Source organism: Arthrobacter sp. NPDC056727, assembly GCF_042790555.1.
Classification (GTDB): Bacteria; Actinomycetota; Actinomycetes; order Actinomycetales; family Micrococcaceae; genus Arthrobacter.
Genome location: NZ_JBHTZA010000003.1, coordinates 216,636 through 235,028, shown reverse-complemented (window position 1 = coordinate 235,028; position 18,393 = coordinate 216,636). Strand labels below are relative to the sequence as shown.

Annotated in this window: 19 protein-coding genes; 6 read left to right on the top strand and 13 right to left on the bottom strand. The window is 66.6% G+C overall.

The genetic code is table 11. The features are described 5' to 3' along the window. Positions 1 to 88: 88 nt before the first annotated feature. Positions 89 to 1,837: an AMP-binding protein gene (locus tag ACFRAH_RS04510; protein WP_377989720.1), complete on the top strand. Its 1,749-nt coding sequence runs from the start codon at positions 89 to 91 to the stop codon at positions 1,835 to 1,837. A 3-nt stretch (positions 1,838 to 1,840) separates the two neighbouring features. Then, a complete protein-coding gene (locus ACFRAH_RS04505; RefSeq protein ID WP_377989719.1) occupies positions 1,841 to 2,347 on the top strand; it encodes a MarR family winged helix-turn-helix transcriptional regulator in 507 nt (168 codons plus the stop codon). On the opposite strand, the gene ACFRAH_RS04500 is transcribed toward ACFRAH_RS04505, so the two are convergent. Beyond that, positions 2,344 to 3,030: a PAS and ANTAR domain-containing protein gene (locus tag ACFRAH_RS04500; protein ID WP_377989718.1), complete on the bottom strand. Its 687-nt coding sequence runs from the start codon at positions 3,028 to 3,030 to the stop codon at positions 2,344 to 2,346. The two genes, ACFRAH_RS04505 and ACFRAH_RS04500, sit on opposite strands and share 4 nt — an antisense overlap. 17 nt (positions 3,031 to 3,047) lie before the next feature. Continuing rightward, a complete protein-coding gene (locus ACFRAH_RS04495) occupies positions 3,048 to 3,323 on the bottom strand; it encodes a YegP family protein (protein WP_377989717.1) in 276 nt (91 codons plus the stop codon). A 315-nt stretch (positions 3,324 to 3,638) separates the two neighbouring features. Between ACFRAH_RS04495 and ACFRAH_RS04490 the strand changes: the two genes are divergently transcribed. Beyond that, positions 3,639 to 4,022, top strand: a complete 384-nt coding sequence (locus ACFRAH_RS04490) for an ArsR/SmtB family transcription factor (protein ID WP_377989716.1) — start codon at positions 3,639 to 3,641, stop codon at positions 4,020 to 4,022. Between the two features lie 10 nt (positions 4,023 to 4,032). On the opposite strand, the gene ACFRAH_RS04485 is transcribed toward ACFRAH_RS04490, so the two are convergent. From ACFRAH_RS04485 to ACFRAH_RS04460, 6 genes are all read right to left on the bottom strand, one after another. Next, a complete protein-coding gene (locus ACFRAH_RS04485; RefSeq protein ID WP_377989715.1) occupies positions 4,033 to 4,296 on the bottom strand; it encodes a hypothetical protein in 264 nt (87 codons plus the stop codon). Positions 4,297 to 4,518: 222 nt separating this feature from the next. Then, positions 4,519 to 5,340 (bottom strand): type II CAAX prenyl endopeptidase Rce1 family protein, encoded by an 822-nt coding sequence (locus ACFRAH_RS04480; protein WP_377989714.1) that lies wholly within the window; start codon positions 5,338 to 5,340, stop codon positions 4,519 to 4,521. Next, positions 5,337 to 6,116, bottom strand: coding sequence for an enoyl-CoA hydratase (locus ACFRAH_RS04475; protein WP_377989713.1), 780 nt, complete (start codon positions 6,114 to 6,116; stop codon positions 5,337 to 5,339). Before ACFRAH_RS04475 ends, ACFRAH_RS04480 begins: the two co-directional genes overlap by 4 nt. 39 nt (positions 6,117 to 6,155) lie before the next feature. After that, on the bottom strand, positions 6,156 to 7,076 hold the full coding sequence (gene mmsB, locus ACFRAH_RS04470; RefSeq protein ID WP_377989810.1) for a 3-hydroxyisobutyrate dehydrogenase: 921 nt from the start codon (positions 7,074 to 7,076) through the stop codon (positions 6,156 to 6,158). A 10-nt stretch (positions 7,077 to 7,086) separates the two neighbouring features. Then, entirely contained in the window at positions 7,087 to 8,193 is a 1,107-nt protein-coding gene (locus ACFRAH_RS04465) for an enoyl-CoA hydratase/isomerase family protein (RefSeq protein ID WP_377989712.1), read from the bottom strand. After that, positions 8,193 to 9,692 (bottom strand): CoA-acylating methylmalonate-semialdehyde dehydrogenase, encoded by a 1,500-nt coding sequence (locus ACFRAH_RS04460; RefSeq protein WP_377989711.1) that lies wholly within the window; start codon positions 9,690 to 9,692, stop codon positions 8,193 to 8,195. The genes ACFRAH_RS04465 and ACFRAH_RS04460 overlap by 1 nt, the downstream gene beginning before the upstream one ends. 264 nt (positions 9,693 to 9,956) lie before the next feature. On the opposite strand from ACFRAH_RS04460, the gene ACFRAH_RS04455 reads away from it, so the two are divergent. Both ACFRAH_RS04455 and ACFRAH_RS04450 read left to right on the top strand, forming a co-directional pair. Next, entirely contained in the window at positions 9,957 to 10,763 is an 807-nt protein-coding gene (locus tag ACFRAH_RS04455; RefSeq protein ID WP_377989710.1) for an exodeoxyribonuclease III, read from the top strand. A 33-nt stretch (positions 10,764 to 10,796) separates the two neighbouring features. Further along, entirely contained in the window at positions 10,797 to 11,696 is a 900-nt protein-coding gene (locus ACFRAH_RS04450; protein WP_377989709.1) for a hypothetical protein, read from the top strand. A 64-nt stretch (positions 11,697 to 11,760) separates the two neighbouring features. Here ACFRAH_RS04450 and ACFRAH_RS04445 read toward each other — a convergent pair whose 3' ends face one another. The 5 genes from ACFRAH_RS04445 to ACFRAH_RS04425 form a co-directional block, all read right to left on the bottom strand. Continuing rightward, positions 11,761 to 12,816: a LacI family DNA-binding transcriptional regulator gene (locus tag ACFRAH_RS04445; RefSeq protein WP_377989708.1), complete on the bottom strand. Its 1,056-nt coding sequence runs from the start codon at positions 12,814 to 12,816 to the stop codon at positions 11,761 to 11,763. Positions 12,817 to 12,896: 80 nt separating this feature from the next. Continuing rightward, positions 12,897 to 13,160 (bottom strand): hypothetical protein, encoded by a 264-nt coding sequence (locus ACFRAH_RS04440; RefSeq protein WP_377989707.1) that lies wholly within the window; start codon positions 13,158 to 13,160, stop codon positions 12,897 to 12,899. Next, entirely contained in the window at positions 13,157 to 14,056 is a 900-nt protein-coding gene (locus ACFRAH_RS04435; protein WP_377989706.1) for a carbohydrate ABC transporter permease, read from the bottom strand. The genes ACFRAH_RS04440 and ACFRAH_RS04435 overlap by 4 nt, the downstream gene beginning before the upstream one ends. Then, entirely contained in the window at positions 14,053 to 15,090 is a 1,038-nt protein-coding gene (locus ACFRAH_RS04430) for a carbohydrate ABC transporter permease (RefSeq protein ID WP_377989705.1), read from the bottom strand. Before ACFRAH_RS04430 ends, ACFRAH_RS04435 begins: the two co-directional genes overlap by 4 nt. A gap of 7 nt (positions 15,091 to 15,097) precedes the next feature. Further along, positions 15,098 to 16,396, bottom strand: a complete 1,299-nt coding sequence (locus ACFRAH_RS04425) for an ABC transporter substrate-binding protein (protein WP_377989704.1) — start codon at positions 16,394 to 16,396, stop codon at positions 15,098 to 15,100. A gap of 126 nt (positions 16,397 to 16,522) precedes the next feature. On the opposite strand from ACFRAH_RS04425, the gene ACFRAH_RS04420 reads away from it, so the two are divergent. After that, positions 16,523 to 18,385, top strand: coding sequence for a glycoside hydrolase family 13 protein (locus tag ACFRAH_RS04420; protein ID WP_377989703.1), 1,863 nt, complete (start codon positions 16,523 to 16,525; stop codon positions 18,383 to 18,385). Positions 18,386 to 18,393: the final 8 nt, after the last annotated feature.

Here is an 18,393-nt window from a genome sequence, read left to right as displayed (position 1 = left end):
CTTCGCTCTTCCAAACCCTTGGATGTCCTAGTATATTGCACAGTGATGTGGATCACTAGGACGTGTATCCCCGGGTGAAAGGTGCCCCATGACAGTCACCGACGACTTCCGTGCCGCACGCGACCAGCTGCTCGCCATGCGTCAGGACTACCGCCAGGCGAGGACCGGCTTCGAGTGGCCGCGGCCCAAGGAGTTCAATTTCGCCCTCGACTGGTTTGACGCCGTCGCGGCCGATCCCGCCACCGGCGGTAATCCTGCACTGGTGATCGTGGAACAGGACGGCTCGGCCACCCGCCGCAGCTTCGCCGCTTTGTCGGCACGGTCCAGCCAGGTGGCCAACTGGCTCCGCAGCCAGGGCGTGAAGCGCGGCGACCGCATGATTATCATGCTCGGCAACCAGGTTGAACTGTGGGAGCTCGTGCTGGCCGGCATCAAGCTTGGCATCGTGCTGATCCCCACCACCACCCTCATGGGGCCGGCTGACCTGAAAGACCGGGTGGAGCGCGGGGAGGCGTCCTGGGCCGCCGTCGGCAGTTCAAACCTCGGCAAGTTTGCCGAGGTGCCCGGAAGCTACCGGCTCATCGAAATCGCCGACGCCGCCAGCGCCGGCACCGGTACTGGCTTGCAGTACGCGGATTCCGCCACGTCCCCCTCGGACTTCAGCCCCGACGCACCCACCCTGGCGGACGAGACCCTGCTCCTCTACTTCACCTCGGGCACCACGTCCAAGGCCAAGCTCGTGGAGCACACGCACACCTCTTATCCGGTGGGCCACCTGTCCACGATGTACTGGATCGGCCTGGAGCCCGGCGACGTGCACCTGAATGTGGCTTCCCCGGGCTGGGCGAAGCACGCCTGGTCCAACCTGTTCGCCCCGTGGATCGCCGAGGCCTGCGTGTTCGTCTACAACTACGAACGCTTCGACGCCAAGGCCCTCATGGAGCAGATGGACCGCGAGAAGGTCACGAGCTTCTGCGCTCCGCCCACCGTCTGGCGGATGCTGATCCAGGCCGACCTCAGCCTCCTCAAAAACCCTCCCGCCAAGGTTGTTTCCGCGGGCGAACCGCTCAACGCTGAGGTCATTGGCCAGGTCCAGCGCGCCTGGGGCCAGACCATCCGCGATGGCTTCGGCCAGACCGAGACCACCGTGCAGGTGGCCAACACCCCCGGCCAGCCCGTGAAGATCGGCGCGATGGGCCAGCCCCTGCCGGGGTATGACGTGGTCCTCGTCGATCCGGCCACCGGAGAAGAGGCCGACGACGGCGAGCTGTGCCTGCGCCTGGATCCCCGCCCCGCCGGGCTGATGAAGTCGTACTACGGCGACCCGGAGAAGACGGCCGAGGCCTTCCGCGGCGGCTACTACCACACGGGCGACATGGCCAGCAGGGACGAGCACGGCGTCATCACCTACGTGGGCCGGGACGACGACGTCTTCAAGTCCTCCGACTACCGGCTGTCCCCCTTCGAGCTGGAGAGCGTGCTCATCGAGCACCCCGCGGTGGCGGAGGCCGCCGTCGTCCCCTCCCCCGATCCGCTCAAGCTGTCCGTTCCCAAAGCGTTCGTGGTGCTTGCGGCCGGCCACGAAGCGGGGCCCGAGCTCGCCGAGGAGATCCTGCGCTACTGCCGCGACCACCTGGCGCCGTTCAAGCGCATCCGCCGGCTTGAGTTCGCCGAGCTACCAAAGACCATCTCGGGCAAGATCCGCCGGGTGGAGCTGCGGCACAGCGAGGAGCTCCGCCACGCGGACGGCACCCCGCCGGGCACGGGCAGCGCCTCCCTCGGCCCCGGCACGGAATACTCCGAATCGGATTTTCCGGGCCTGAGAAACCAGGGCTGAGCCATGAGCGCTCCCTTGCCCCGTGACCCGATTGCCGACGCGCAGCGCAACTGGGAGACCCACGGCTGGGGTGACGTCGCCGCGCCGATGGCTGCCATCACTGCAATCATGCGCACCCAGCAGATCCTGATGGCGCGGATTGAGGGCGCCCTGAAGCCGTTCGGGCTGACCTTCGCGAGGTATGAGCTGCTCGCGCTGCTCAGCTTCGCCAGGAGCGGCGCGCTGCCCATGAACAAGGCGAGCGCCCTGCTCCAGGTCCATCCCACCTCGGTGACCAACGCCGTCGACCGTCTCCAGACAGCGGGACTGGTGGTGCGCTCACCGCATCCCACCGATGGGCGCACCACCCTGATCGAGCTCACGGCCGAAGGCCGCACGCTGGCAAAACGGGCGACGGCGGTGCTCAACACCGAGGTTTTCGGCCAGTCAGGGTTCGGCGAAGGCGACGTGACCCAGCTGATCCGGATCCTGCGCGACTTCCGCCGCGGCGCCGGGGACTTTACCGGCTAGCCGCTGGGCACACCCTGCTTGTCCGCAGGGGTCTCCGCTTGTCCTTCCGACCGCCGCCGGAGCTCCTGGACGAACGCGTCGAGCAGGGCAGCCTGGTCCGGGCTGTTGGCCAGCCGCACGAGGTCGGCAGCCGTGCTGGCCACCTTGATGTTGGTGTCCTGGCTGTACTGGGCCAGCAGCTCAAATGCCGCCTCGGAACCGATCCGCAGGATTCCCATGAGGATGCCCTTGGCCTGCTCGATGGTGCCCCGCGTGCCAAGGGCACCTTCAACCGCTTCCCGCGCCGCCCGTTCAGTTTCCCAGTGCAGCGTGCTGGTCAGGTCAACGATGAATCCTTCAACAGCAACGAGCCTGCCGTCCTCCACGAGCGCCTCGCCGCCAGTGAGGACACGGTGTTCCCGCACGCGCGCATCAATGATGCGGTGGTAGCTGCAGAAGAATCCGCCCGCCTCACAGGCTGCCATGAAGATGTCGTGGCAGCGTTCCCTGTCGTCCGGGTGCTTGTGCGCATAGAGAAGCTCCATGGTGGGGACGATCTCGCCGCGGCGGTAACCGTGGAGCGCGTACAGCTCATCAGACCATTCGAGCCGGCCCGAAACGGCGTCATAGTGGAACGTCCCGGCATCACAGTCTACCGGCCCGAGGGCGCTCGAGTACGCCCGCACGGATTTCGGAAGGCTCATGGGGGCTCCCTGCCGCCCTACCCGGCCATCCCCTGGCACTGAACGGGCATTCGCTTCGGCAGCGGATGTACGGCAGCACGGGCTCGGGCGACGGGGAACCGCTCCGCCGGTGCCGCGGCCAGTTCCTTCACGTGCCCCATTCCGGCATATTCACGGACGGCGGCGATCCCTTCAACGGCAGCCGCTTTGCTGGGGAAAGGGCGGGACACGGCCATCACGGTGCCGTCCGGGGCGGTGAGCTGGAACCTGAATGAAGCCTCTGCGTCGGTGAAGAGTTCGAACATGCCAGCCATTTAGCCCTCCTGGATTCGGGAACACGGCGTCCGGGACGTCGTCGTCGCCGGAAGCAGCTGAAGTTTTCTCAGTGCCGCGCCCGCAGGTGAGCCGGGGCGGAAATTGAGGAATTTATGAAATTGTGAACTACTTCCCGCATGTTGGCAAGGGTTGTCCGGCACGGCCAGCCGCTATTATGCGCGGCCCCGGCAAAAGTTCTTGCCTGTTTCGCGGGGACAGACCGTTCTGTCTCTATACTTAGGTCTATACGCCTTGGGGGCACCAGTTTGGCGGGTCGGACAGTGCGACTGCAAGGACAGTGGAAGGAATCCATAATGGGTGACATGCCCGACGGCGTGATTCACACCGAGGTAAAAGCGGACCTCTTTAAGTCCATGGGACACCCTGCACGCATCCTGGTCCTGGAGATGCTGGTCGGCGGCCCGGTGACAGTGAGCAGCCTCCGGGACGGCACCGGCCTCGAGGCCTCGAACCTCTCACAGCACCTCGGCATCCTGCGGCGCCAGCGGCTGATCGTTCCTTCGCGGAAGGACGGCCGGCTGTTCTACGAGCTGACGTCCCCCGAGGTGCGCGAAGTCCTCGAGGCGGCGCACGGCCTGCTCGGCACCATCCTCGACAGCGGCCTCCGGCACCAGAATGCCGGATCCACGGACGCCGCGGCCCCCTCCCTGACGCCCGCGGCACAGGCCGCGGGCTAGCCGGCGGCTTTTAAGCGGGGTCGGCGACGGCGGCCGGTGCGGAATGCCCGAAAAGCCAGGCCGCGACGTCGCTCCTCAGCACATCGTGCGGGCTGCCCGTTCCGCTGACGCTTCCGGCCGGAACATAGTAGCCGCGGCCGCCGCCTGGACCGCCGGCAGCCCGGTCCAGCGCCTCCACGATCCTGCGGCTCAGGTGCCCCTGCGGGCCGGTGGCATGGATTTCTTCAAGCTCGGCTGCGGTGAGCCGTCCCAGTACAGCAGCAATATCGGCCACGATCGTTCCCCTCTTCGCGTTGCCTCGAATAACAGGATTGCCTGCAATAGCAGGTTTGCCTGAAGTGCAACGCTAAGGCATTGCGATTAACGCCGGGTGAATTCGAGGCGGCAATTTCCGGCCCCCCACCTTGGAGTTTTTGTACAGATATCGCGGGTTAAAGCGCCTTTAGCGGCCGATATCTGTACAAAAACTCCAGCGGAGGTAAGAGGATTAGCCCGGTCAGTAGAGGAAGATGTCGATCCACGTTCTGTTGTGCGCGTGGAGCAGCACCAGGAAGAGCACGAAGTCGAAGAGCAGGTGCACGCTCACGATGTACGACAGCGACTTCGTCACCGTGAAGATGCGGGCCTGCAGCAGGGCGAAGGGGTAGATGAAGAACGGCGCCCAGGCCCTGAACCCCAGTTCCCACAGGAACGAGGTGAACAGCACCGCCTGCAGCAGGTTGGCCTGCCAGTCGGGCAGGTGCCGGCGCAGCAGCGCGAAGCACGTGCAGATGAAGAACAGCTCGTCCCAGATGCCCAGGGCGTTGGTGCCCACGAAGAGCCGTGCGATGCCCTCGGGGTCGTGCACGGCGGGCCAGTTCAGGTAAACCCCGGTCCGGATCATGTAGACCGGGAGCAGGGCGTAACCGATCACCACGACGGCGGGCAGGTACCACTTCTCCGCCAGTGTCCATTTCTGCCCGGTCCGGACCGGAAAAACCACCGCATGCTCTTTGGTGACGAACCGCGACACCGCGTAGGGGATCGCCACGGCAGCGATCATGGCCGATCCCATGACGAGCATGTGGGACGTGCTGACGTCGGTGGTGATGGGCACTGCGCTGATAATGGCCACCCCGGCGGCAATCAGCGCGAGGTCGCGGAACAGCAGCCGGTCCACCAGGGCCGCAACCACGAGGGCGGCGGCGAGCAGGGCATAGCCCGGCAGGCTCTGGTCCAGCGCGAACAGGACGAAGCCGGCCACCGAGACCATGGCTGCCGGGATAACGCGCAGCGAAGTGCCCTTCACTGTGCGCTCCCCGGTCAGCGGAGTGCTCACCGGTGCCTGAACTCCGGCTGGCGCTTCTCCGTGAAAGCAGCCATGCCTTCCTTCTGGTCCTCCGAGGCGAACAGCGAATGGAACAGCCGGCGCTCAAACAGCACGCCCTGCGCCAGCCCCGTCTCGAAGGCCGCATTGACGGCCTCCTTGGCCAGCATGGCAGCCGGCTTCGACTTGGACGCGATAACCTCCGCGGCCTTCAGCGCCTCCTCCACGGTGTCCGCGGCCGGCACCACGCGCGCCACCAGGCCTGAGCGCTCTGCCTCGTCCGCGTCGATGAACCGGCCGGTGAGGATCATGTCCATCGCCTTGGCCTTGCCCACGGCGCGGGTGAGCCGCTGCGACCCGCCCATGCCCGGAACGACGCCGAGGTTGATCTCGGGCTGGCCGAACTTCGCGTTGTCGCCGGCGATGATGAAGTCGCACATCATGGCCAGTTCACAGCCGCCGCCCAGGGCGAAACCGGACACCGCCGCGATCAGCGGGATGCGCAGGCGGGTGAGGTCTTCCCACCCGCGGAACCAGTCGGCGTCGTACATCTCCAGATAGCCCTTGTCCGCCATCTCCTTGATGTCGGCGCCCGCGGCGAAGGCCTTCCCGGAGCCGGTAATCACGACGGCGCCCACACCGGGATCTGCGTCCATGGCCGCAACCGCCGACACGAGTTCTTCCAGGGTGGTCCTGTCCAGGGCGTTCAGGGCCTCGGGCCTGTTCAGCGTCACGAGGCCAACGCGCCCGCGGCGCTCCACCAGAATGTTCCCGTACTCGTGCGTCATCCATGCCCCTCACGTGGTTGGTATGTCCTGAAACTAAGCCTACTGTCCTGACTTGTCCCGGATGTCGGTGATGATGCCGGAGAAATCCCGGCCTGCCCCGCCCTCCGCGGCGAAGGTGTCATAGATCTCGGAGGCCAGCGGACCCATCCGGGCAGCCACGCCGGTGGACCGGAGGGCGTTGAGCGCCAGCCGGAGGTCCTTGGCCATCAGGGCCCCGGCGAACCCGGGCTGGTAGTCGCGGTTGGCCGGACTGGTGGGCACCGGTCCCGGGACGGGGCAGTTGGTGGTGAGGGCCCAGCACTGCCCCGACGCCGCGGATGCGACGTCGAACAGGGCCTGGTGCGTCAGCCCGAGCTTCTCCCCGAGCACGAACGCCTCGCTGACGGCAATCATCGAGACACCCAGGATGAGGTTGTTGCAGACCTTCGCCGCCTGGCCGGCGCCATGCTCTCCGCACAGCACCGCGCGCTTGCCCATCACGTCGAACAGGGGCCGCACCGTCTCGAAGTCCTCCGGCAGTGCACCGACCATGAACGTCAGCGTCCCGGCCTCCGCCCCCACCACGCCGCCGGAAACCGGCGCGTCCACGGACCGGTGCCCGGCGTTGAGGGCCAGTCCGGCCGCTTCCCGTGCCTCATCGACGTTGATGGTGGAGCAGTCAAGGAACATGGTGTTCGGCGGCGCGGCGGCCAGCAGTCCCGGCTCCCCGCCGCTGCCCCGGTACGCATCCAGCACGTGTTGGCCGCTCGGGAACATCGTGAGCACCACGTCGGCGCCGGTGACGGTTTCCGCGGCACTCGCGGCGATGGGGACACCATGCCCCCGCGCGGCGTCCAGCGCGGCGGGCACCACATCGAAGCCGATCACCTCATAACCTGCCCTGACCAGGTTGACCGCCATGGGGCCGCCCATGTGGCCCAGCCCCAGGAAGGCAACGCGCGGTTTGGCTGTGTCAGGCATGGTTGCTTCATCAGGCATGGTCCGACTCCTTTTCCCACAGAACCAGTTCCCGGTCCCCCAGCGGCGCAAAGTACCGCTCGACGTCGTCCGTGTGCACTTCACTCAGCGTGGCCGGACGCCACTGGGGGTTGCGGTCCTTGTCCACCACCTGCGCCCGGATCCCCTCCCGGAAGTCCGGGCCGCTGAGGCAGTGCAGCCCCACCCGGTATTCCTCCACGAGCACTTCATCCAGGGTCAGCCCGCGCGACCTGCGCAGCGAGGCCAGGGTCACCTTGACGGAGGTTGGCGACTTCGCCTCGATGGTGTCGGCGGCCGCCGCGGCTTCCCCTCCTGCGGCCCGCAGCCGCCTGACGATCTCCTCGGCGTCGTCCGCGGAATAGCAGGCGTCGATCCAGTCCCGCTGTGCCTCCAGTGCGGAGGCGGGCGCCTCTTCGGCAAAACGTACGACGGCGGTTTCCGCGCTTTCGTGTTCCAGCGCCGCGGCGAGCTCCGCGAGCCTTCCGGACGGAACAAAGTGGTCGGCCAGCCCCAGGAACAGCGCATCCGACCCGCTGAGGTGGGCGCCCGTGAGGGCAGCATGCGTGCCTGTCTCCCCCGGTGAGTGTGCGAGCAGGAGGGTGCCGCCGACGTCGGGCACGAAACCGATGGTGGTCTCCGGCATCCCGGTCCGGGTCCGTTCGGTGACGATGCGCAGGGAGCCGTGCGCGGAGATGCCCACGCCGCCGCCCAGCACCAGCCCGTCCATGAACGCGACGTAGGGCTTGGGGAACCGCCCGATCAGCGAGTTCATGCGGTATTCATCCGCCCAGAAGCTGGCTGTTTCGCCGCCGCCGGCGAGGATGTCCCGGTAGATGGCCACGATGTCCCCGCCCGCGCACAGGCCGCGGTCGCCGGCACCCTGGACCAGCACGGTGGCCACGGTGTCGTCGTCCGCCCAGGCGGTGAGCTGTTCCAGGACGGCGGCCACCATGCCGGCAGTGAGCGCGTTGACTGCCTTGGGCCGGTTGAGCGTGACCACCCCCAGCTTGCCCCGTTGTTCGAACACTACGTCCGGTTCGGGAAGCGTCTCCGGTTCGGAGGACGGTGCCGGCGTTCCGTTCGGGGCAGGTTCAGTCATCAGCTTCCTTCCGGCATGATGAAGCTGGCGCCCTGCCGGATGCCGGAGGGCCAGCGCGAGGTCACGGTCTTGGTCTTGGTGTAGAAACGGAAGGCGTCGGCGCCGTGCTGGTTGAGGTCACCGAACCCGGACGCCTTCCAGCCGCCGAACGTGTAGTAGGCAATGGGCACCGGAATGGGGACGTTGATGCCCACCATTCCCACCTGCACCCTGCTGGCGAAGTCCCGGGCCGCGTCCCCGTCGCGGGTGAAGATGGCCACCCCGTTGCCGAACTCGTTCTCGCTGCAGAGCCGCAGCGCCTCGTCATAGTCGGGTGCGCGGAGGACGCTGAGTACTGGGCCGAAGATCTCCTCGCGGTAGATCTTCATGTCCTTGGTGACGTTGTCGAACAAGGTGGGGCCAATCCAGAAGCCGCCCTCGTAGCCGTCCACGGCCAGGCCGCGGCCATCCACCAGGAGCGAGGCGCCCTCCTCCTCGCCGGATTTGATGTAGCCCTCGATCCGCTCCTTGGCGGCGGGCGTCACCACCGGCCCGAAGTCGGAGTCCTTGGCCGTGCTGTGCCCCACCTTCAGGGATTTGATCCGCTCCTGCAGCCGGGCCACCAGGTTGTTCGCGGTCTCCTCCCCCACGGGGACGGCCACGGACACCGCCATGCAGCGTTCTCCGGCCGAGCCGTAGCCGGCGCCGATCAGGGCGTCGGCGGCCATGTCCAGGTCCGCGTCCGGCATGATCACCATGTGGTTCTTGGCGCCGCCGAAGCACTGGGCCCGCTTGCCGTGGGCAGCCGCCGTGGCGTAGATGTACTGGGCGATCGGGGTGGAACCCACGAAGCCGATGGCCTGGACACGTCCGTCCTCGAGGAGCGCATCCACGGCTTCCTTGTCGCCGTTGACCACGTTGAAGACGCCGTCCGGGACCCCCGCCTCGGAGTAGAGCTCGGCCAGCCGCAGCGGCACGGACGGATCGCGTTCGGACGGCTTGAGGATGAAGGCATTGCCTGCCGCGAGCGCGGGCCCGGACTTCCACAGCGGGATCATGGCGGGGAAATTGAAGGGCGTGATGCCTGCGACCACGCCCAGGGGCTGGCGCATGGAGTGGACGTCGATGCCCGCGCCGGCGTCGTCGGAGAACTCGCCCTTGAGCAGGTGCGGGGCGCCGGCGGCGAACTCCACCACCTCGATGCCTCGCTGGATGTCGCCCCTGGCATCGGCGAGGGTCTTGCCGTGTTCCGAGGACAGGAGGGCGGCGAGCTCATCCATGTTCTGGTTCACAAGGTCCACGAACCTGAGCAGGATGCGGCCGCGCCGCTGGGCGTTCATGGCGCCCCACTCCGGCTGGGCTTTTTCGGCGTTGGCGATGGCGTTGCGGACTTCTTCCGCGCCCGCCAGCGGCACCTTGGCCTGGACCTCGCCGGTGCAGGGATCGAAGACGTCGCCGTACCGGCCGGACGTGCCTTCTACCCGCCGGCCGCCAATGTAGTGGGAAGGTTCGCGAACCAATGGATGCTCCTTTGCATGACCCCGGTCATCTCTGGTGCTGAATCTACTCGGACTTCCTACTAAATTCCAGAGTCCGCCGGGCGGTGTTGGCAGCCAGGGTGGAGTGCCGCCGTCGTGGGGCACTTTGGCCGGGAACCCGCCGCCTCGGAGCGTCAAATCCGGCGTGTCCCGCGGCAAAGAGCCCCGTTTCGGACGCGCTTCGGGCAATACCGGCAGGCGTTCGCCGGAACCCCCATCCGCGTCCAAGTTCGGTAAGTTAGGACTGTGAAGATAGCTACCTGGAATGTGAACTCGCTGCGTGCCCGTGCCGACCGTGTGGAGGCGTGGCTGCAGCGCTCCGACTGTGACGTCCTGGCCATCCAGGAAACCAAGTGCAAGGACGACAACTTTCCGTGGGAGCTCTTCGAGCGCATGGGCTACGAGGTGGCGCACTACGGCGTCAACCAGTGGAACGGTGTGGCCATCGCCTCCCGGGTGGGCCTGGACGATGTCGAACGCGGCTTCACGGACCAGCCGCACTTCGGCAAGGCGGGCAAGGATCCCGTGCAGGAAGCCCGTGCCATGGCCGCGACCTGTGGCGGCGTCCGCGTCTGGAGCCTCTACGTCCCCAACGGGCGCTCCCTCGACGACGAGCACATGCCCTACAAGCTCAAGTGGCTTGATTCCCTCAAGGACCACGCGGCCGGCTGGATCTCCGAGGACCCGTCCGCGCAGGTCGCGCTGATGGGCGACTGGAACATCGCCCCCACGGACGACGACGTCTGGGACATCGACCTGTTCCTCACCCAGGGCTACACCCACGTCAGCGAACCGGAGCGCGCCGCGTTCCGCGCCTTCGAGTCCGTGGGGTACTCCGACGTCGTCCGCCCCCACACCCCGGGCCCGGGCGTCTACACGTACTGGGATTACACCCAGCTGCGCTTTCCCAAGAAGGAGGGCATGCGGATCGACTTCGTGCTCGCCTCGCCTGCGCTCGCCTCACGGGTTTCCGGCGCGTCGATCGACCGCGAGGAACGCAAGGGCAAGGGCGCGTCCGACCACGCACCGGTGATTGTGGAACTGACCGACTGATGTAGGCTGACGGCTGATGACAGGCAGGCATTCATGACGGGCAACCTCTACCGGGGCCAGGCCGGGCTCCCGTTCTCCTCCACGCTGCGCGTCTACGAGCCGCTGGACGCGTTTCCCGAGGACCAGCGGGCCGCCATCAAATCAGCCGGTGAGCGCGCGGTGTCGCGCGCCGCCGTCGAGAACGCGGAACTGCTGGCTTCGCTGGGCAGGATCACCCGACCCGGCGGCGATCCGTTCCCCACGGGGCGGACCGATCTTGTGCGGGTCACCCGATCCCCCGGTGTCCCCGTGGAGGATGCCGCCAAGGAAGGCTCCGAGGAAGAAACGGCCGACGGCGTGGGGCTCCTTTACTGCCCCAGCCAGCTGGTGCTTCGGGCCGGGTTGGCGGCCAATGCGCTGATCGAAGGCATCCACGGGCCGCTGGCCGAGCTGCTGATCCCCGAGGAGCAGCGGGACAGGCACCAGGAACGCATCGACCTGGTCAACGCGCGCGACGGCGTCACCCGGGTGCACACCCGCGCCTCCACCTGGGGCATCCCCTTCAGCTGGTTTTCGCTGTTCCTCGAGTCCGACCCGCAGGACGTCGTCGAGGCCGGCGGCAGGATCCTCACCGTACGCGTGTGGACGCCCATCTCCGACGCCCTCGACCGGGTGCGCTACGCCGTCGCGAACCTTGCCCTCGCCGCGCCGGACCTGGACATGCTGGACGACCTCACGCAGCTCACCGAATGGCTGGAGCTCTTCCACGCCGACTCCATGGTGGAGCTGGACTACGGCGCGGTGGCGGACAAGGTCTACCCGGATGACTCCCCCATGGACGTGCGTCTTGGCATCGAGTGCCTCGCAGAAGGGGACATGACAGGCGCTGCCGCCGCCTACCGGCGGCTCGCTTCGCGCTGGATCCCGATCCGCCAGCTGGCCCGGGCTTCGTAAGCCCGGCAGCGGCGAGCGCCGGCGCGCCACGGGGAATTGCCGGCCCCAAACCCACGGTGAACGGTCAGGAGGACCGGGGCGGCGCCGTCGTGCGTCTGACGATCAGGCGGTGGGGCGCGACGGAGGACTTCACCGAACCGGGGATCCCCAGGAGTTCGTCGAGCAGCATCTTGGTGCCGAGCTCGGCCTGCTCGTCGGGCCGCTGCCCAACCGTGGTCAGTCCGATGGCATCGGAAAAGTCGTGGTCGTCGATGCCGATCACGGACAGGTCCTCCGGAACCCGGACACCGACCCGGTTCGCCTCGAAGATGACCCCCATGGCCATTTCGTCGGAGGCACAAAAGATGGCGGTCGGTTTTTCCCCGGGCTGGGCCCACAACCGGCGGAATGCCTCCTGGCCGCTGCGGACGGTGAAGTCTCCCCATTCGTCCCATTCGGGCCGGACCTCCAGGCCCGCGGAATTCATCACGTCCTGGAAGGCCAGGATGCGGACCCGGGGAACGTCGAAGTTGAGGTCGGTTTCGTCGTCGCCGTGCAGCAGCGCGATGTCCCGGTGGCCAAGTTCGATCAGGTGCTTGACGGCGGTGGAGGCTGCCGCGTAGTCGTCGATGCCGATGTAGGCGCATTCCTCCACATGGCCGCCCACCACCACCAGCGGAATATCGATCTTCTGCAGGTGCTCCAGTTCATCCCGCGTAAGCGCCATACACAGGACCAGCAGGGCATCGATCTGCTTGTAGACCATGGTCTTGCTGAACAGCCGCTCGCGGTGGCTGCCGTGGCCCCCGAGGTTGAAGAGGGAAAGGTTGTACTGCCGGGCGTGCAGTTCACGGTCGGCGCCCTCAATGGCCTTCGAGAAAAACCACCGGCTCACAAAGGGAGCCAGCACGCCGATGGTCTTGGTGCGTCCGGTGGCCAGGCCGGACGCCGACGACGACGCGACGTAACCGAGTGCCGTGGCCACCTCAAGGATCTTTTCCCGGGTGGCCGGCGACACTCGCGGCAGGCCGCGCACGGCGCGGGACACCGTTGCCGTGGAAACGCCTGCAGCGGCGGCTACGTCTTCGATGCTGACTCCTGAGTGGCCACCGCGCTGTGCCCTTTCAGTAGTGCGCGCCACGATGTCCTCTCTACGTCCTCATGCAGGTATCCGCCATGCTGTCCTCCAGGCGGCAAGAATCCATTTTAGTCCCGCCGGCCTCACCTGCGGCGCGTGGCCGTGCGCGCAGGAAGCCGCCTGCGGAGCCTGATCACTCCATACAGTGCGAGCAGTGTGGCCAGCAGGCCCAGGGCCCAGCCGACCGCGGGCTGCGCCGTCACCTCCATCCAGACGGTGACGACGAGCAGCACCACGGCCCAGAAGCCGAGGAATCCGATGATGATGTCGAAGTCCTCGCCGGAGCGGACGCGCCTGGGTGCGGCCGGTTCCGGTTTCCTGTTCTGCGGTGCTGCCCCGTGCGTCACTTGACTGCGCCCGCCGTCAGACCGGCCACAATCTTGCGCTGGAACACCAGCACCAGGATGACCAGCGGAATGGTGACGATGGTGCCGGCAGCCATGATGGCCGTGTACGGGACCTGGTTCGGCTGGGCACCGGCGAAGTTGGCGATTGCCACCGTTACCGGCTGGGTTGCGTCACTCGAGAGCTGGCTGGCAATGAGGAATTCATTCCACGAGGAGATGAACGCCAGGATCGCCGTGGTGAAGATCGCGGGTGCGGCCAGGGGCATGATGACCTTGCGGAAGGCCTGTCCCTGCGTGCAGCCGTCCACCCGGGCCGACTCCTCCAGCTCCCATGGCATCTCCCGGAAGAAGGAGGTCATGGTGTAGACGGTCAGCGGCAGGACGAACGAAATGTTCGGGATGATCAGCGCCTGGTAGGTGCCCATCCAGCCGATGTTGGTGAACAGCTGGAACAGCGGGGTGATAAGCGCAACGCCGGGGAACATGGACGCCCCCAGGATGAACCCGAGCACCAGGAACTTGAACCGGAAGTTCAGCCGCGCGAGCGCGTACGCCGCGAAGACACCGATGATCAGCGACACCAGCGTAACCACGCCGCCGATGAAGACGCTGTTCAGCAGGGCCTGGCCGAACCGGTTGCCGAAGGAGGTGTCGAACGCGGTGTTGAAGTTGTCCAGCGTGACATGGCTGGGCAGGATCGAGGTGTCGTAGGTGAAGCCCACCTCGCGGAACGCCGTCACCACCATCCAGTACGCCGGTGCCAGGCACCAGATCAGGATGACGGCGGCGCTGATGTAGGTCCTGCCCTGCGCCCACCGTTCCTTGTTCTGAGCCTTCCGGCGGCCTCGGTCCTGCTCCGCGCGCAGGGTTGCTGCGGAGGTTGTCGCGGCGGTCATTTCTTCCCCTTACCTGTGGCGCCGCTCTGTTCAACAACATTTGCGCCGAGGAACCGGACAAAGATGAACGCGACAAGAAAGATGATGATGAAGGTGATGGTCGACAACGCCGCGGCGGCATTGAACCCTTGCCTGATTTGGTTGATCACCAGGATGGACAGCGTGGTGGTGTTGTTCGCGCCGCCGGTGAGGATGTAGGGCAGGTCGAACATGCGCAGTGCGTCCAGGGTGCGGAACAGGATGGCCACCATCAGCGCGGGCTTTACCAGCGGCAGCGTGATCAGCCGGAAACGCTGCCAGGCAGAGGCGCCGTCGACCTTGGCGGCCTCGTAAACCTCGGCCGGGATCATCTGGAGTCCGGCGAGGATCAGCAAAGCCATGAACGGTGTGGTCTTCCAGACGTCCGCGATGACCACCGCCCACTTCGCCGGCCACTCGCTGCCCGTCCACAGGATTGAGGTGTTGAACAGCTTGTTGGCGATGCCCTCGAAGGCGAAGATGAAGAACCAGAGCTTCGCGGTGACGGCGGTGGGGATGGCCCACGGCACCAGCACAGCAGCGCGGACCATGCTCCGGCCCTTGAAGGTCCGGGCCATGATCATTGCCATCCAGAAACCCAGGACGGTCTCGAAGGCCACGGTCACCACGGTGAAGAAGAAGGTTGTTGCCGTGGCAGACCAGAACTGCGAACCGAGCGTGCCCGGCGGGCACGCGACCGTTCCGCCTGCCGGGGCGGAGCACTGCTGGGCGAGCCAGTTGACGTAGTTCTGAACGCCGGCCGAGCCGCCGGCCGTAAAGAGGCCGGTGGCGGGATCAAGGCCGGCGTCCTTCTGGAAGGACATCACGATTGCGCTGATGATCGGGTAAACGATCACCACCGCAAGGGCGATGATGGTCGGGGCCAGGAGCCATGTGGCCCACCTGCCCTGACTGAGAATCTTGTTGTCCTCACCCACGCCCTTGGGGCCGTGGTGGACCGGGGTGCCGCCCGACGCCGGTGCCTTGACCGGCGTCGAGCCTACTTCGGTTGCCATGGCAGAACTACGATCCTGCACCGGCGGATTCAATGGACTTCTGCATGTCAGACAGTGCAGTGTCCACTGGCTTCTCGCCCTTGATGGCTGAGTACGCGTTCTCCTGGATCGCCTTGGTGACTGCCGGGTAGAACGGGGTGACCGGGCGCGGCTTGGCGTTCTCGATGGAGGTCTTCAGGACGGGCAGGTACGGGAGCTTCTTCACCAGGGCCTGGTCCGTGTAGAGCGACCCGAGCACCGGTGCCAGCGAACCCTGGGTGGCGTAGAACTTCTCGGTTTCCTCCGACGTCATGAACTTCAGGAAGTCCAGGGCCGTTGCCTTGTTCTTGGAGTAAACGCTGACGGCGAGGTTGTGGCCGCCCAGCGACGAGGCGCCGGGGCCGTCCTTGCCGGGGATCGGGGCGATGCCCAGCTTGTCCTTCACTGCCGAGGAACCTTCAGTGGTGGCCAGGTTGTAGACGTAGGGCCAGTTGCGGAGGAAGAGGAGCTTTCCGCTCTGGAACGCCTGGCGGCTTTGCTCCTCCTGGAAGGTGATGCCTTCCTTGGGGATGTTGCCGTCCGCGTAGGCCTTGGCCAGGTTCGCCAGGCCGGCCTTGGCCTGGTCGGTGTTCAGGCTGGGCTTGCCGTCCGCGTCCAGGACGGAGCCGCCGGCCGAGTTGATGGCCTCCGACGCGTTGACGGTGAGGCCCTCATACTTGCTGAACTGCCCGGCGTAGCAGCCAATGTTGTTCTGCTTGGCGATGGAGCACATGCCCATCATTTCGTCCCACGTCTTCGGCGGAGTGGGGACCAGGTCCTTGCGGTAGTAGAGCAGGGCACCGTCAGAGGTCTGCGGGGCCGCGTAGAGCGTTCCCTTGTACGTGGCGCTTTCGACAGTCGGCTTCAGCATGGCGCCTGTATCGAAGGCCATCTTGTCCTTCAGCGGCTGGAGCCATCCCTTGGCGGCGAACTCAGCGGTCCATACGACGTCGACGTCCACGACGTCGTAGCTGGCGTCCTTGGCCTGGAAGTGCTGCACGATGTCGTCATGCTGCTGGTCCGCCTGGTCCGTCTGCTCCTTGAACGTCACCTTCTCGTTCGGGTGCGCGGCGTTCCATTTTTCGATCAGCGGGCGGACGACGTTGCTGTTGTCCTTGCCCTGCACATAGGTAATGGGACCGCGGCCATCAAGGTTGTTGGCAGCGTCGCCGCCCCCGGCACCGCCGCCGCCGCCCGTGGTGCCGCCCCCGCCGCCGCCACAGGCGGACAGTGTCAGGGCGAGTATGCCGGCGGTGGCAACCGGGAGTAAGAACTTTGGGGTTTTCATTGGCTGGAGACTCCTCGCTGAGTGACATGGAAATCAATCGTGCGGTTGATGTGGTGACAGTCACACTAGTAACGTTGCCCGAAGATATGCAAGCGTTTACACCGAATTGTTACCCGAGAGGCAACCATGACCCATAACCCGATTAGCACGCCGGCTTCCGAGACGGCAGCGTGGTGGGCCCACGCGGTTGTTTACCAGATCTATCCGCGCTCCTTCTCCGACGGGAACGGTGACGGCATGGGTGACCTGCCGGGTGTCACGGCACGCCTGCCCTACCTGCAGCAGCTCGGGGTCGACGCCGTCTGGCTCTCGCCGTTCTACAAATCACCGCAGGCCGACGGCGGCTATGACGTCGCGGATTACCGGCAGGTGGATCCCGCTTTCGGCACACTCGCGGACTTCGACGCCATGCTGGCCGAGGCCCACGGCCGCGGCCTGAAGGTGATCGTCGACCTGGTGCCCAACCACACCTCCGATGAACACGTGTGGTTCCAGGAGGCCCTCGCCTCGGAGCCCGGCTCGGCCGCCAGGGAGCGCTACATGTTCCGGCCGGGGAAGGACGAGGTCCCCGGCTCCGGCGACGGAAACATCGCTCCCAACAACTGGAAGTCGATCTTTGGTGGGCCGGCCTGGACGCGGACGACCGATGCGGACGGCACCCCCGGAGACTGGTACCTGCACCTGTTCGACACGAAGCAGCCGGATCTCAACTGGGAAAACCCCGAGGTCTGGGAGGAGATGCGTTCCGTACTCCGCTTCTGGCTGGACCGGGGCGTGGACGGCTTCCGGGTGGATGTTGCCCATGGCATGGTGAAGGAGGCCGGCCTTCCGGACTGGGAGGGCGTGGCCGCCATGGTGGAAGGCTCCGCCGAAACCGCCCACGTGGCGGATCCCCCGGGGGCCCACGGAGAAGCAGTTGAACCGCACACGGCGCACGCATCCCACGCCGGCAACCTTCCGGACGCTGCCGCCGGCGGCGCGGAGCATGAGCCCGTATCGCCGCTGTATCCGCCGTCGCCGTTCTTTGACCAGGACGGCGTCCACGACATCTACCGCGACTGGAACAGGGTCCTTGCCGGGTACGACGGCGACCGCATGCTGGTCGCCGAGGCATGGGTTGAACCGGCCGAGCGGCTGGCGAGGTACATCCGGCCGGACGAGATGCAGCAGGCCTTCAACTTCGATTTCCTCCTCGCCGGCTGGGACGCCCGGCGGATGGCCACGGCCATCGAGGACTCCCTCGAGGCAGCCGCGTCTGTGGGTGCACCGTCCACCTGGGTCCTGAGCAACCATGACACCGTGCGCCATCCGAGCCGCTTCGGCCTTCAGGACCCCACCACCTTCCCGAAGGGCATTGCCGCGGAGGACGAACAGCCCGACGCCGAACTCGGACTCGCCCGGGCAAGGGCCGCCACCCTTGTGTCCCTGGCCCTCCCCGGATCCGCCTACATCTACCAGGGCGAAGAGCTTGGCCTGCCCGAGCACACCTCGCTGCCGGCCGAGGCCCGCCAGGACCCGACGTTCTTCCGGACCAATGGCATCGAGCGCGGCCGCGACGGCTGCCGTGTGCCGCTGCCATGGAAATCCGCAGCACCCGGGTACGGCTTCGCGGCGGCCTCCTCGGCTACGGATCCGGCCGCACCGTGGCTGCCCCAGCCCGGGGTCTTCGGGGATCTCGCCGCTGACCGGCAGGACGGGGTCAAGGGTTCCACGCTGGAGCTGTACCGCTCCGCGCTCGCGGCGCGCCGGAGCCACGGCCTGGGATCCGGAACATTCTGCTGGGCGGACAACCACGACCCCGACCTCGGCGTCCTGGCGTTCCGCAACCGCGATGTGCTGGTGGTGGTCAACACCGGCGCGGAGCCCACGCCCATCCCCGACGGTTACCGGGTGGCGTTGTCGAGCGCTGCAGAACCGGGCGCCGAGGGATCGGCCGCCGATCAATCCGTGGTTGCGCCCAACAGTGCCGCCTACCTGGTAGCCGGATAAGAAGCCGA